This is a genomic window from Cognaticolwellia mytili (assembly GCF_002104475.1).
GTDB classification, from domain to species: Bacteria; Pseudomonadota; Gammaproteobacteria; order Enterobacterales; family Alteromonadaceae; genus Cognaticolwellia; species Cognaticolwellia mytili.
The window spans coordinates 440,205-454,465 of record NZ_NBOF01000004.1 but is presented as its reverse complement, the minus strand read 5'-3'; the positions used below and the strand labels follow the sequence as shown (position 1 = coordinate 454,465).

The window sequence follows — 14,261 nt, the reverse complement described above, 5'->3', positions numbered from 1 at the left end:
AATCGCGTAAGACTGCTAAATATCCAGTATCCATAGGAAGATTTTCATTAAGGATTATGATCTTTAAAGATTGTTTGCGTCAGTATTTTTTTGAGGATATACAACGCAGAGCTTTTGTCATTTACTTGTTCCACAAAAAAAGGTGGCAACACTGTAAAATTTCCAAAAAACACTGTCCAAAAGATTCGGCTGAAAATTTTACGCTTTGTTGTCTATACGGAGGTAGGTACTTAGCGTGAGCAAAATACAAAGGCTGTAAGTAGCATTTGCTTAGCGTAGCTAAGCTACACACTACTCGCCTTAATTAAAATACTTTTATCTCGAACGAAATTAACCACAAAAGTTCAACAGACTCTAAGCAACCATAAGGTCTATAGCCGATATTGTTCGAACAGGAAGCTACATAACTCCTTTGAATTAAATGGTTTACGCAAAACAGGATAAGGCCATTGATTATCTTCTTCTGCGATGTAACCACTCATCGAATATATGCAAATATTTGGAAATTTTACTTTTACTAAATCTACCGCTTCTCGGCCAGACATATCAGGTAAAATCATATCTGTAATAAAAATATCAAAACGTTGTTCATTATTTAATAAACTAATTAAATCAACTTTGTTAGTGACATATTTTGTAATTACGCCTTCATTTTCCAGATATAGAGCAACAAATTCAGCAATACTTTGCTCATCGTCAAGAATAAGTACGCGTTTACCCGCCATATTCAATTTTGGCTTACGATTACTTTCTACAAGATTCAAATGATGCCTAGGTTTGCAGTTAAAAATCAGTGTGAAATGCGCGCCACCAAGCTGACCTTTACCTTCCACCAATATTGAACCATTGTGTTTGTAAATCGTACTGTAAACATTAGCTAGCCCAATACCGTTACCTTTATTTACCGATTTACTACTATAAAATGGGTCAAAAATTTTCGATATGTTTTCATTATTTATCCCAATGCCACTATCTTGTACATGAATTTCTAAGCGGTTTTCTCCAGTCAGATTAGCTGATATATTGATTTTACCAATAAGTCCTTGTTCCTGAATAGCGTCCTGTGAGTTCAAAACAAGATTCAACAAAATATTAATAAACTCACCTTGTGGAAACGTTATCACGCACGCCGCATTGCTAATATCAAGGCTGAAATCAATGGTTGGTAATAATAACTGTTTAAACAAATATTGATTATCTTCAATTTCTTGAATAGGATTAAATTCAACAATTTTAACTGTTGGTTTACGGGTAAACGCTAATAAACGCTCGGTAACACTTTTACCTTTATCAATTGCATTTTTAACTCGTTCAATGTAATCAGAAATATCTCTCTCCCCTTGGGAGAACTTCAATTCAAGCATTTCGGTTGCGCCTAAAGCAACACCTAAAACATTGTTAATGTCGTGGGAAACATTGCCGAAGGTATTACCGAGTAAAGCGAGTCGATTACTGATGATCTGTTGCTGATCTTGACGATATTGTTCTGTGATATCTTCAACAATCCAAATGAAGATACCTTCATTGTGTTCATAGGTTACCGATAAATCAAATACCGAATTATATTTATCAAAGCTGATGCTGCTTTGCTTCACCTGCCCATGACGTTTAGCTTTCCTTTTATACTCAATATAATCAGTAATTCCAAAATTAATATAATTGAACAACACGGTATTTTCTGCGTTATTCTGTGGAGAAATGTCTTGATAAATGATCTTATCATTCTCATCAATAAAAAAGATCGGCACCTTGAATGTTTTATTCACCAACGCCAACAGCCTAAGCTTTTCTAGGGTTTCTTCTGATTTGGTAATATCTCTACAGACACCAAAAACACCAAAAACCTCACCATCAGTATCAACTTCTACTTCGGCTAAAACTTCTACTTTTACGAATTGACCTGAAGCATGCTTAACCACGCTTTTAAAATGAAACCCTTGCTTCAATTCGATTGCTTGTTTCATTTGATCTTTGATTTGTTGTCGCTGCTCACTAATATAAAAATTAATAGCACTGTTAATATCTGGTTTATATTGACTAGGCTCTAAACCATGTATGCTGTAAATCCCTGTTGACCAAAACAAGTCACCAGTAAAGGTATCATAGCGCCAATGACCTGAGTTGATTAGATTTTCAGCTAGCACTAAATAATTATTTTTTTCTTTTAGTCTTTCAACAAGTTGATATTTTTCGGTTATATCTTTAACAGAGCCAAACATTTTGCTCGGCTTACCATTATCATAAGCCAATATTTTTCCTACAATACAAAGCCATTTAGTGATGCCCAATTTTGTTTTAATCGGGAACGTAATATTCACACACGGGGTTCGAGAAAATAAGTGGTCATCAAATACGGTGTAAATATTTTTCAAAACATCTTTAGTGACCAGTTCTTTTCCTAATGTTGCAGGACCAGTATAAGCATCCTGACCATAACCTAGAATTGCCATCATGTGAGCTGAATAAAACATCACATCTTTGGCAATATTCCATTCCCAAAATGCCTCATCAATACCACTTAAAACCTGTTTGACATCTTTAGTCGTTGGCTCATGATCAAAGTTTACCGCTTCGAGATATTCCGTAAGAAAAATAACATACCCGTGTTCTTCCACAATAACTTGAATGGTACAAGGTATGTTTTGTTCTGATTGATTCAGCAATAAAATATGCCTTGGATGATTAACAGTTGTTGTCGTTTTAACATAAGATTTACGACATTTTAAATGTGATTCAGTCAAGTTAACGGGTAAAAGCAGCTCGACAGGCTTATCAATTAACTGCTCACGACTATAACCGGACAAGGAAGAGAGTTGGTCGTTACAATCAGTAATAATACCGTTGAAATCAGTACACAGCACTGCAAATGGAATATTTGATAAGCTGATATTTTCCGACATATTCAAAATAACTCATCGTCCTCGTCACATATTTCACCTTCATCAACTTGGCGAGAATTTAGCACTTTTAATTCATCAACACTGTGTAGTGCATCATCAAGCAACTGCCCAACCTCTAAAAAATTAATATCATCTTGTGTATGTTTTTTTAGCGCACTATGAACAAGATTGGTTAAGTATTGCTCTTGTTCATCACTCAAATCCAAGATATGAAAGCTTTGACCAATATTAGTGACAATTTCACTCATAACCTCCTGCTGATGCTGCTTAGAAACTACCAACATTTTTTTAGTTTGTATTACAGCTTGTTGAATCTTTTCTTGCACACCCACTAGTGAGTTTTGATAAGTTATAAAAGCAATTCTTGCCCCGACGCATTCAATCACTGAAGCAAGAGCATCAATATAAATGTCAGTATCAACCGTGCCATCTTCTAAATTTAAAATAAGAATAGAGACGAGATCATGGTTGAATATGGTGCGAGAGCCAAAACGATATAGTCGTGGCTTTATTTTCAACAACTTCATGACATCAACTTCAACAGGTGAACAAACGCCATTTTTTGAGCTGTAAAAACTTGCCGATTCATTGATAGGATAGAAGCCAATGCAGCCTTGTAAATTCATCGAATAGAGGTAAGAGAACACCTCATCTCTAATTTTTTCTAAACTAAAGCACTGATTTAATTTAGAAGTTAACTGCATGCAGCTACCATATTTCGATGCCTGCGCCATTGAAATATTAATCACCCTGTCTTTCGACGACAGCTCACTTTCAAAAGTGTTGATTTTATCTTGATATTCAATCAGCCGCTTTAATTTACGGATTAGTGCTAGCAGTGAGATAGGCTTAGCTAAAAAATCATCAGCACCACACGCTAAGCCTTTAAGAATAGCTTCCTCTGTTGCTAAACCAGAATATAATACAAATGACTTAGCGACTTTTTTACCGTCAACTTGTTGCTTTATCCATTGTGAACCTTTTTCCAAACCTATATTTTCATCAACTAAGGCAATATCAAAAGCCTCTGCTTCAGCGGTAATAATATTGACGTCAGTAAGGTTTGTTACACATACAACGGTAAAGTCGATTTCAAGTGCTTCTTGTAAAAGCTCCAAATACGCACCATCATCATCAATAATTAATACTTTCGGTTTTAACATAAATTTCTCTTTAATAATTTATCTATCCCTAATGCAAAAAACTAAACCTAGTTAAACCGCTTTAGAGGAACTTCTTATAACTTTAGGTGTTGGTATCAATGCTATTAAAAACAGCATACTGATTTTTTTTATTTGCTTTTGCTTGATATAAAGCACCATCAGCTTGTTTTATTAGCGCTTCAATATTGGCTGCGCCAGTACAAGTAGAAGATATTCCGATACTGACCGATACATACGGCAACACAGTTGAGTATTGGTGTTCAATTTTGGCAGCAAGTAAAACATTAATAATCTCTTGTGCTTTAAAACGTGCACTTGCTATTGGTGTGCAGGGTAAGGCAATAATAAATTCTTCTCCACCATAGCGACCAATAACGCCATTTGATTGATCTAATGCGTGATTAAAAATATTCGATACTTGTGCTAAGCAGTCATCTCCTTTTTGATGTCCGTAGTTATCGTTATAAAGTTTAAAGCAATCAATATCTAACATCATTAATGAAAGTTCAGCTTTCTGCTCTATATTATCTTTCCATAGATTATTGAGCATAGAATCTATGCCTCTACGATTAAGCAATTGTGTCAAGGGATCAATACAACTGAGTAGTTCAAGCTGTTTGTTTACCCGGTCCAAAGCAGACTTCATTAACGAAATTCGTTCCATTGCGCGAATTTTAGCTGCTAATACTACTTGTTTTACTGGCTTAGTTAGATAATCGTCACCACCAGCATCAATACCTTTAGCCAAGTAAACTTCACTATCATTGGCACTTAGAAAAATAATAGGCATCCATTCTGGATATGTCGAACGTATAATTTTTGTCAGTTCAAAACCATTCATATCGGGCATCTCGATATCCATCAAAATTAGATCTACGCTATTTTCCTTTAAAAGCTCTAGCGCCTCTTTATAGCCATTCGCACATACTGCTTTAAAGCCACTATCCTCTATCATGGCAATAATCAACTGACACTGATAACTACTATCGTCGACGACTAAAATATTCAAAAATAACTCCTTAATTTAAGATATCAAAACTACTTAAAACCACATTTACCACTAAACTAGGAAAACTGTACAACGCTCACGCGCCCAAACATCAATAGCTATCTGGAGCTTTATTAGTTTCGACAATGAAAAAAAATTAATGCAATTAATGTCTTCCCACTGTGTATCAATCTATACATTCGACCCCATACTTTTATACTCACGCTACTTGGATATAAAAGTATGGATATAAATTCATTTAGCCCAAAGATAAGATGCTTCTACTGTTCGGCCATCATCAAAATACTCTAAACTTTCAGCCAATTGTTCAACTAGCTCAATCCCTCTGCCATATAAAGTCATATCAGAATCCGGCAACTCAACATTATTTTTAAATAACTCCACCACATCAAAACCATTGCCGCTATCCTTTATTATTACTTTTAATCGTCCACCACTAGTTAACGGGTAATACTCTAATAAAATATCAACAAAGCCTGAATCCAAGCATTTAAGCCTCGATTTACGTTCGCGATAGTATTCGGAAAATCCTTCGGGTGAAACTTTTAAATCGGAACTTAGCCCTAATACGCCATGATCTAACGAATTAACAAAAAGTTCGGTCAAAATGGTCTGTAAACTCAACCAATGCTCTTTGTCTCCTTCTATCGCATATATTTGGTTCATCACAATCGGGATTGGATTCACTGTTGCTAATGACTTCCCTGTTAATGAAAGTCTCCACTCCCAGACAGGCGGAAGCCCTCTATAAATGCTGGTTAAGTTTTCACCTAAAACACTATCATCAACTTGACTTGCAAGGGCATAGTTTTGTTGCCATCCGTCACACGGTATATCTACTAAAGAAATATCATCTTCTTGCTCCATGCCTTGGCAAAAACTTTCAACACTAGCAAGTACATTTCGACATACATCTCCACGATCAATTCCTTTGATAACTGCTCGCTCAAATCGCTGATAATCATACATTTGATCAAGTTTATTTCTTGCTTCAACAATGCCATCACTCAGCAGTATGACTCGATCAGAAGAATGTACGGAAACAACTGACACTTGGGTGTCAGATAAAAGCGTTGATACAACACCAATAGGCGGATGACTCGAGGCTATTTTATGTTTTATTGCACCTTCCTCTGAAAATACATACGCATCAGGTAAGCCTGCATTTAGAATGTATATTGACTCTTCATGCGATGAAACAGTAACAAATGTAGCAGCTAAAAATAAATCAGCTGGCAGTAGGTTAAAAAGTTGAGTATTAATTTGCGTGATGATCTCAAGCAATGAAAATCCTTTGCCAGTCATCGCTCGAAAAGTTTCTGCCAGTGGTAAGGCACCGATAGATGACCGTAAGCCGTGACCAGTAAAATCTCCCAGTAGAACATTAACATCACCATTAGGGCATAGCGCACTAAGCTGAATATCGCCACTAAATAATGCTGCTGCTTTTTTAACAGTACCAATACGATCAAGTCCAAAATTTCTCGCTTCAATAACACCCGACATCAACTTTTCGGCAATTTTTGCATCCGTATCTTGTTCTTGCTGCAGTCTTTTAAGCTGACTATATAAGTCACTTATACGTTGAATAGACTTTATTTTTGCTTTAAACACTTGATGAGAAAAAGGGCGAACTAAGATACCGTCACCACCAGCCTCAATACTTTTAATATAGGCAGAATCAGTACTTTCATTAGTAATGAAAACCAAAGGGCAAAGGGCATCATGATTTGAGTGATTTTTAATCTTTCTCGCTGCATCATAACCATTCATTACTGGCATATTAATATCCATCAACACTAAATCAGGTTGGTATTTCACATACTTTTCAAAAGCATCCAGGCCATTCACCGCAGAAATAACCTGATAGCCTTCCTCAGTAAGCAGATGGCTTAAAACCCTAGATTGCGTGATTGAGTCATCAACGACCAAAGCTAGTTTGTTATCCAACATAGTGCCAACTGCTGTCATACATTAAATCTCTATAGTTAATAAACGATGAAATTGTGCAATTTCCAATATTTTATTAACCGTTTCATTTGGGCTTTTAATCACAATTCTATTGCTGTTTTTATCCCCATACTCTTTTAATAGTAAAATCATTCCTAACGCTGAGCTATCCATATAAGTTGTTTTTGATAGATCTAAAACAATATCAACATTACGTCCTTGAAAATCGATGTAGGCATCGCGAAAATTTTGATAGAGTGAAAAATCAAACTTACCATCAACAACAATCGATAATTTACTATCATCGTTTTCAAGCATTTTTTTTACTGTCATATTGAGCCCTTATAAATAATGTGAAATATTTTCTAGTGAAATTAAAATAATTCCACTTCTCCTTCTGCCATCGACATTTGGCACACACTTCTACTCTCATCCTTTTTCGTAGTACTAGTCATGATCTCATGGCATTTCATTTGCAAATTAATCAGTTGCTCACTCATCGCATCTGGCGTTATTTCAATATTTTCTAGTAGTTGGTTTAATACACTGATTGAACTTAGGTTACTTTTGATTGAGGTTAACGTTTGATTAGTCAAATCTTCAAACTGTAATGAGCGAATAGCGTTAACAACATGTTCAGATATTTGTGGTGTGATTAAAGAAAGCTCATGAATCACGGTACCTGTGCTCACACTTGTCTTTCCCATATAATCAATCATTTCAATAACTTTGTCTTTCGCCTTTAATGTTGGTGTCATATCAGCTGAGGCCATCATTTCTACTGACGAACGCAATTGACTAATAATATTTTGTGTTCCTGATATTTTATTGCGAATGCTTTCATTCAATTCTGTTGAACTGATGGACAATGCTCTTACTTCATTGGCAACAACCGCAAAGCCTCGACCTGCATCACCAGCTCGAGCTGCTTCAATAGCGGCGTTCAACGCAAGTAAATTAGTCTGGCTGGCTAAGTTCTCCACTTGGCCAAGTAAGGAAAAAATACTATCAAACTGCGCAATCATTTCATCCGTATATGAAAGGGTCTCCAAACTTTTTTTACTGGTAGTAATGATAACGTCGACAAACTCTTGCAAAGTATCGTTGGTATGCTGAACAAATGAGTCAATCATTGAGCTTTCATTATTTTCTGCACTAGTAATATTTTGTACAATTTGACTAATTAAACTTTGCTGTAGTTGACATAATTCTTGCAAGCACTTAAAGCTATTCGATATATCTCCAACTGCAGAGCCAACAAGAGTATTTGCCCGACTAACTTCGTTGTCGACTATAGAAACTTGTTTACTCAATAAAAGATTTATCTTTTGAAAACTTAGTTCTATTTGGTGAATATCATCGTTACTCGCATCATTTTTGGCAGGCGCTACTTTTGCAAAATTTTTTCGTAGTTTTAATTGCCAACTAAAAACACATAAAAGGCACAAGACTAGAAAAATAGAAAGGTAATTTGATGATACTACTGATAAATTTATTAGCAGCATATTTACCAATAACAAACTCGATATGGTCAGGCCAACTAATACCGTTATCTTAAATGTTCTCATCGTATCTTTCCTTTTTATTACACCAACCAAGCGAGGCATTTTGTAAAAGCTCACTGGCAATACTTGAGATTGGTAATTGTTTTTGATGGGCTTCGAGCTTAAAAGCACTACCTGGCATACCCCATACAAGACTAGTATTTTTGTCCTGAATAATAGTCATAGCACCGTGAGATTTTAATGCCAGTAACCCTTGTGCGCCGTCATCTCCCATACCTGTTAGGATCACAGCCTGAACATTGTTGGCAATGGGCTTTAAAGAATTAAACAGCACGTCAACAGCAGGTTTATGTCGATTAACTTCGGGAGAGTCTTCTAAAATGCAAGATAGTACGCCAGCTTTTGATTCTACTTTCAAATGTTTATCACCTGGCGCTATATATACGTGACCACTTTTTACTTCTTCGCCATGTTTCGCTTCCCGTACGGTCATTAATGAGTTTTTGTTCATACGTTCGGCAAAACGAGTACTAAATACACAAGGAATATGTAAAGTAATAACAATTGCCGGCGCATTGGCCGGCATGCACATCAGCAATTTTTTGATTGCATCAGTACCACCAGTAGAGGCGCCAACTGCAATCAAATGATTACTCGAACAGCTACCGTTAAATAAAAGTTTTTTCGGTTTTTCTTGAACAAACACCTGCCTAGAAAAAGTAAGATTTTGCACATTAATACTAGCTGCGTACCTTATTTTTTCGACAATGCTATCCTTAAAACTACCCTTTTGACGAACAAGTGCCTCAAAGCTTGGTTTAGCAATAAAGTCAATAGCACCAAGTTCTAATGCTTTCAGTGTTGTATCAGCACCCTTAGTTGTTAACGTTGATAACATCACTACTGGCATAGGCCTTAAACGCATTAAGTTACTTAAAAAAGTAATACCATCCATTTTGGGCATTTCAACATCTAAGGTTAAAACATCGGGGTTAAGTTGCTTAATTAATTCACGTGCCACCAACGGATCTTTAGCTTCTCCGACAACTTCAATATCATCAATATCACTTAATAGTTCTTTAACAATATTTCTAATAACTGATGAATCATCAATAATAAGTACCGTGATTTTCTCCATATCGCTGCACCTCCATTTAAAAAAGTTCTATCTCGCCATCGCTTGATGAGCCTTGCAATTGATTGCGATAATCATTCTCTCGTCGTGTTATCGTGTCATTATGTAAATTATCAATAGTTTTAACCAACACTCGGCCGGTATGCGGTTCAAAAATAACTTTTCGTGGATAAACAGAACCTAAATCTGAACTTATAAGTGGTATTTTTTCATCTTCTAAATAGCTTAAAACAAAGTCAATATTACGTTCACCAATATTTGTCATATTTTTCAAAACTTTCGCACCACCAAAAGCTTTTGCCTGCAGATTTTTCTTTTTACCACCGTTCTTTAAAATCAAATTGATGAGGTACTCCATGGCAAAGTTACCATAACGGGTGGCGTCAGAGTGCATACCTCGTTGCCCCCAATCAACTTCATGTGCCTCTCTATCGGTTAGTGGCAACATAAAATGATTCATCCCTCCTATTTGGGATTCCACATCCCAAATACATGCCGATACACAAGAGCCGAGCGTAGTCGCAATGGGTGTGTTTTCTTTAGAAACATAAAATTCCCCAGGAAGAATTTTTGCAACAACAGCACTGTGCTTACCATCCCAATAATGGTTTATATGCGTAAACTCAGCCAAACACTGCTCTTTCGAATACGCTACGTTGGCACGATTACTTTTTAATACAGCCATAAGTAAATCTAACTATTCCCTGTTTAAAGCTAAAAAGGTTTACGAAAAATCGTCCGACCAACATTTTCAAAATACTGTTGGTACAACCCTAAACTTTCGCTGTGCCCCAGCAGTAATAAACCACCGGGAGCTAACAAATTATAATAACGTTCAAATAATGCAGATTGCGTCTTTTTATCAAAATATATAAGGACATTGCGACAAAAAATAATGTCAAATGGGCCTTGCATTGGCCATGAGTCTAATAAGTTGAGCTGTTTAAAAGTAATTAATTCCTTTATGATGTTTTCGGCTCTAACCTGGCTTTCATACTCGCCTCGTCCCTTTTTAAAATATTTATTTTTCAAATTGTTAGGCATGTCTTCAACGTTCTTCAGCGAATAAACTCCCGCTTTACCTTTAGCTACAACATTACTATCAATGTCTGTTGCTAATATTTTTGCATCCCAATAACTTGACTGAGTACCCAACGCTTCTAAAAGCGTAACAGCAATGCTATAAGGCTCCTCACCGGTTGAACTAGCTGATGACCAAATCCGTATACGCTTACTCTCTTTCTTTGTTTCAAGCAATTTTGGAAGCTCATGCTGACTCAAATAATCAAAGTGATGCTGCTCGCGAAAGAAACTCGTTAAATTTGTCGTAATAGCATTAATAAAATAACTTTCTTCTTGCTCTGACTGAGCTCTCAATAATCGGCAGTACTCTGAAAATGAGCCTATTTTTCGCTCACGTACGATGCGCGTGAGCCGCCGATAAACCATCTCTCTTTTAGATGCGTTAAGTACGATGCCAGCACTCTTATAGACAAACTGACATATATAATTAAAATCATCTTCGCTTAGGCTAGCCGAATCATCTCTGTGTAAAGCGGTCATTATCAGTCTAAAACTCTTCCCATTCGTGATCGCTGTTCACCAAGTTCCCTTTTGGTCGCTCTTTAAATACCGGACGTGATCTTTCTTCTACTGCCGATAATCTAGGTTTAGGTCTGTGGCTTGTATCATCCCTATTTACCGTTCTAGAATGTCTTCTTGTAGGCTTGCTTTCAGCTGGCTCTTCTTGGGTGAAAAACGCTATTTGTTCTAATAGTACTTGAGCTTGCTCTTCCATCGATTTACTTGATGCCGCAGCCTCTTCAACTAAAGCAGCATTTTGTTGGGTCATCTCATCCATTTGACTTACCGCAGCACTTACTTCACCGATACCAACCGACTGTTCTTTACCTGCACTATCGATATCACCAATCATGTTGCCAACTTCTTCAATAGCCGAAGCTAATTCAGTAAAGGTTTTTCCGGTTTCATCAACCAACTTAGTACCTTGACCAACAGCTTCAACACTATCATTTATCAAGCCTTTAATTTCTTTTGCAGCGCCGGCAGAACGTTGTGCTAAGTTGCGTACCTCTGCTGCAACAACAGCAAAACCACGGCCTTGCTCTCCGGCTCTTGCAGCTTCCACGGCTGCATTTAAGGCAAGAAGGTTGGTTTGGAAAGCTATTTCATCAATAACACTAATAATGTCTGCTATTTTTTTACTTGATTTATTAATATCACTCATTGCAGATATAGCATTACGGACGACTTCGCCCCCATTACTAGCTCTAGTCATTACAGACGACGACAACTTACTTGCCTCAGTGGCATTTTCAGCATTTTGCTGCACCGTGCTGGTCAACTCTTCCATTGCTGAGGCCGTTTCTTCTAAAGAAGATGCTTGAGATTCAGTTCGATGACTTAATTCATTATTGCCTTGAGCAATTTCACGAGCAGAATCAAAAACATTGGTCGAAGCATCACGAATATCACTGACCATTTCATTTAAAACCCCCATGAAGTCATTAATTGAATCACCAATAATACTGAATTCACCAACCAAATCAGTTTCAATGCCTCGAGATAAGTCGCCTTGTGCCATAGTGATCAAGGTTTCTTTAATTTTTGCAATCGCATGCTTACGCGCAGTAATATCAGTGGCGTATTTAACTACTTTAAATGACTTACCATTTAAATCTAAGATAGGATTATAAGATGCTTGGATCCATACTTCTCTACCGCCTTTACCAATACGTCTATATTCATTACTGTCGTATTCACCGCGATTAAGTTTGTCCCAAAACTGTTGGTAATCTAAGCTGTTTTTAAATTCAGGTTCAACAAAAATACTATGATGTTGTCCTCGAATTTCTGGCAAACTATAACCGACTGCCGACAGGAAGTTATCATTAGCCGTAATAATCGTGCCATCCATATTAAACTCGATCACTGCTTGTGATTTACCAATAGCATCAATTTGCCCTGAGAAATCAGCATTGAGCAGTTTTTGCTCGGTGACATCGGCAGCAAACTTAACTACTTTCATAGGCTTACCATTTAAGTCCATGATTGGGTTATAAGATGCTTGTATCCAAATCTCTTTACCGTCCTTACCTAAGCGTTTGTATTCCTTTGCTTCATATTCACCGCGGTTTAAGCTATCCCAAAATAATTTATATTCTGCGCTGACTTTAAACTCTGGTTCAACAAACATACTATGATGCTGACCTTGAATTTCTTCCAAGGTATAGCCAACAGTATTTAAAAAGTTATCGTTGGCGGTAATGATGGTGCCATCCATGTTAAACTCGATCACTGCTTGTGATTTACCAATAGCATCAATTTGCCCAGAAAAATTGGCATTAAGCAGTTTCTGCTCTGTGACATCAGCGGCAAACTTAACTACTTTCATCGGTTTACCATTTAAATCCATGATAGGGTTATAAGACGCTTGTATCCAAATCTCTTTACCGTTCTTACCTAAGCGTTTGTATTCTTTTGCTTCATGTTCACCACGATTTAAGCTATCCCAAAATAACTTGTATTCTGCGCTGACTTTAAACTCTGGTTCAACAAACATACTATGATGCTGACCTTGAATTTCTTCTAGGGTATAACCGACAGTATTTAAAAAGTTATCGTTGGCAGTAATGATGGTGCCGTCCATATTAAACTCAATCACCGCTTGTGATTTTCCAATCGCATCAATTTGACCTGAAAAATTAGCATTACGAAGCTTTTGTTCAGTCACATCGGTGGCAAATTTAATCACCTTAACGGGTTCACCATCTTCGTTTAAGATAGGGTTATACGAAGCCTGTATCCAAACTTCTTTACCCGCTTTACCAAGGCGTTTATATTCTTTTGACTCAAATTTACCGTTATTTAAGTCTTGCCAAAATATTTTATATTCATCACTGATTGCGTAGCTAGGCTCGACGAACATACTATGATGCTGTCCTTGGATTTCTGCTAAAGAATAGCCTAATGTTTGTAAAAAATTATCATTAGCGGTGATAATAGTGCCATCCATATTGAATTCAATAATGGCCTGAACTTTATTGATAGCATTAATTTTCGCTAACATATCCGCAAATTGCACCGCGTTGTCTTGTGCTGCTAAAATGTCATTACTTTGGCTCATTGTCGTTAAATTCCCTGTCGATTGAATATGTTCAAATAATTGTTGTGGTAGTGTTGACTCTATAAGTTGCGGCGTTAAGTGTTGGATCACTGCAGTCCACGCTCGCTTTAGCGCAAAAGGAAAGCTATCTTTATTAAATTCAATTAAAGCATCGATAAACGCCTGTAGCACACTTTCTTGCAAACTTAACAACTCAAGGTTCTCACCTTCAACACTTGCTTTTTCTTTACGTTTTTTTATCGCTGTTAAATTGGGTATTTCAATACTAAGCATTTCAATTACGCTGTACTTGTTCGCTTTTGCCTTATTGATTAATGTCGCCTTAAAGCTTGGTTGAGCTTTGAATAAATGCTGATAAAATATTGCATTCAACTGTGACAAATCTTCCTGTAGGCTTTCCCAGTGTGCTTGTACTAAAGTAATTTGTTTTGGCGTCATAACATTTAACTCAA

10 protein-coding genes are annotated in these 14,261 nt (G+C 36.7%); all 10 read right to left on the bottom strand.

Going from position 1 to position 14,261, the window contains the following annotated elements; genetic code table 11:
• Window positions 1-371: 371 nt before the first annotated feature.
• The 10 genes from B7C41_RS15555 to B7C41_RS15510 all read right to left on the bottom strand — a co-directional run bounded on the left by B7C41_RS15555 (window position 372) and on the right by B7C41_RS15510 (window position 14,247).
• Window positions 372-2,900 (bottom strand): hybrid sensor histidine kinase/response regulator, encoded by a 2,529-nt coding sequence (locus B7C41_RS15555; protein WP_085299859.1) that lies wholly within the window; start codon window positions 2,898-2,900, stop codon window positions 372-374.
• A 2-nt stretch (window positions 2,901-2,902) separates the two neighbouring features.
• Window positions 2,903-4,063: a response regulator transcription factor gene (locus B7C41_RS15550; protein WP_085299858.1), complete on the bottom strand. Its 1,161-nt coding sequence runs from the start codon at window positions 4,061-4,063 to the stop codon at window positions 2,903-2,905.
• Window positions 4,064-4,145: 82 nt separating this feature from the next.
• A complete protein-coding gene (locus tag B7C41_RS15545) occupies window positions 4,146-5,072 on the bottom strand; it encodes a GGDEF domain-containing response regulator (protein WP_085299857.1) in 927 nt (308 codons plus the stop codon).
• Between the two features lie 234 nt (window positions 5,073-5,306).
• A complete protein-coding gene (locus B7C41_RS15540; protein WP_235839739.1) occupies window positions 5,307-7,043 on the bottom strand; it encodes a fused response regulator/phosphatase in 1,737 nt (578 codons plus the stop codon).
• Between the two features lie 3 nt (window positions 7,044-7,046).
• On the bottom strand, window positions 7,047-7,355 hold the full coding sequence (locus B7C41_RS15535) for an STAS domain-containing protein (RefSeq protein WP_085299856.1): 309 nt from the start codon (window positions 7,353-7,355) through the stop codon (window positions 7,047-7,049).
• Between the two features lie 41 nt (window positions 7,356-7,396).
• Window positions 7,397-8,590: a methyl-accepting chemotaxis protein gene (locus tag B7C41_RS15530; RefSeq protein WP_158089146.1), complete on the bottom strand. Its 1,194-nt coding sequence runs from the start codon at window positions 8,588-8,590 to the stop codon at window positions 7,397-7,399.
• Window positions 8,577-9,665: a protein-glutamate methylesterase/protein-glutamine glutaminase gene (locus B7C41_RS15525; protein WP_085299854.1), complete on the bottom strand. Its 1,089-nt coding sequence runs from the start codon at window positions 9,663-9,665 to the stop codon at window positions 8,577-8,579. Before B7C41_RS15525 ends, B7C41_RS15530 begins: the two co-directional genes overlap by 14 nt.
• A gap of 16 nt (window positions 9,666-9,681) precedes the next feature.
• Entirely contained in the window at window positions 9,682-10,347 is a 666-nt protein-coding gene (gene cheD / locus B7C41_RS15520; protein ID WP_085299853.1) for a chemoreceptor glutamine deamidase CheD, read from the bottom strand.
• A 29-nt stretch (window positions 10,348-10,376) separates the two neighbouring features.
• Window positions 10,377-11,225 (bottom strand): CheR family methyltransferase, encoded by an 849-nt coding sequence (locus tag B7C41_RS15515; RefSeq protein WP_085299852.1) that lies wholly within the window; start codon window positions 11,223-11,225, stop codon window positions 10,377-10,379.
• Between the two features lie 7 nt (window positions 11,226-11,232).
• Window positions 11,233-14,247 (bottom strand): PAS domain-containing protein, encoded by a 3,015-nt coding sequence (locus tag B7C41_RS15510; RefSeq protein WP_456236522.1) that lies wholly within the window; start codon window positions 14,245-14,247, stop codon window positions 11,233-11,235.
• Window positions 14,248-14,261 lie beyond the last annotated feature (14 nt).

Coding starts and splice junctions, on each gene's coding strand:
- B7C41_RS15510 (WP_456236522.1), bottom strand. CDS start 14,247: ATGACGCCAAAACAAATTACTTTAGTACAAGCACACTGGGAAAGCCTA.
- B7C41_RS15555 (WP_085299859.1), bottom strand. CDS start 2,900: ATGTCGGAAAATATCAGCTTATCAAATATTCCATTTGCAGTGCTGTGT.
- B7C41_RS15530 (WP_158089146.1), bottom strand. CDS start 8,590: ATGAGAACATTTAAGATAACGGTATTAGTTGGCCTGACCATATCGAGT.
- B7C41_RS15550 (WP_085299858.1), bottom strand. CDS start 4,063: ATGTTAAAACCGAAAGTATTAATTATTGATGATGATGGTGCGTATTTG.
- B7C41_RS15515 (WP_085299852.1), bottom strand. CDS start 11,225: ATGACCGCTTTACACAGAGATGATTCGGCTAGCCTAAGCGAAGATGAT.
- B7C41_RS15540 (WP_235839739.1), bottom strand. CDS start 7,043: ATGACAGCAGTTGGCACTATGTTGGATAACAAACTAGCTTTGGTCGTT.
- cheD (WP_085299853.1), bottom strand. CDS start 10,347: ATGGCTGTATTAAAAAGTAATCGTGCCAACGTAGCGTATTCGAAAGAG.
- B7C41_RS15525 (WP_085299854.1), bottom strand. CDS start 9,665: ATGGAGAAAATCACGGTACTTATTATTGATGATTCATCAGTTATTAGA.
- B7C41_RS15535 (WP_085299856.1), bottom strand. CDS start 7,355: ATGACAGTAAAAAAAATGCTTGAAAACGATGATAGTAAATTATCGATT.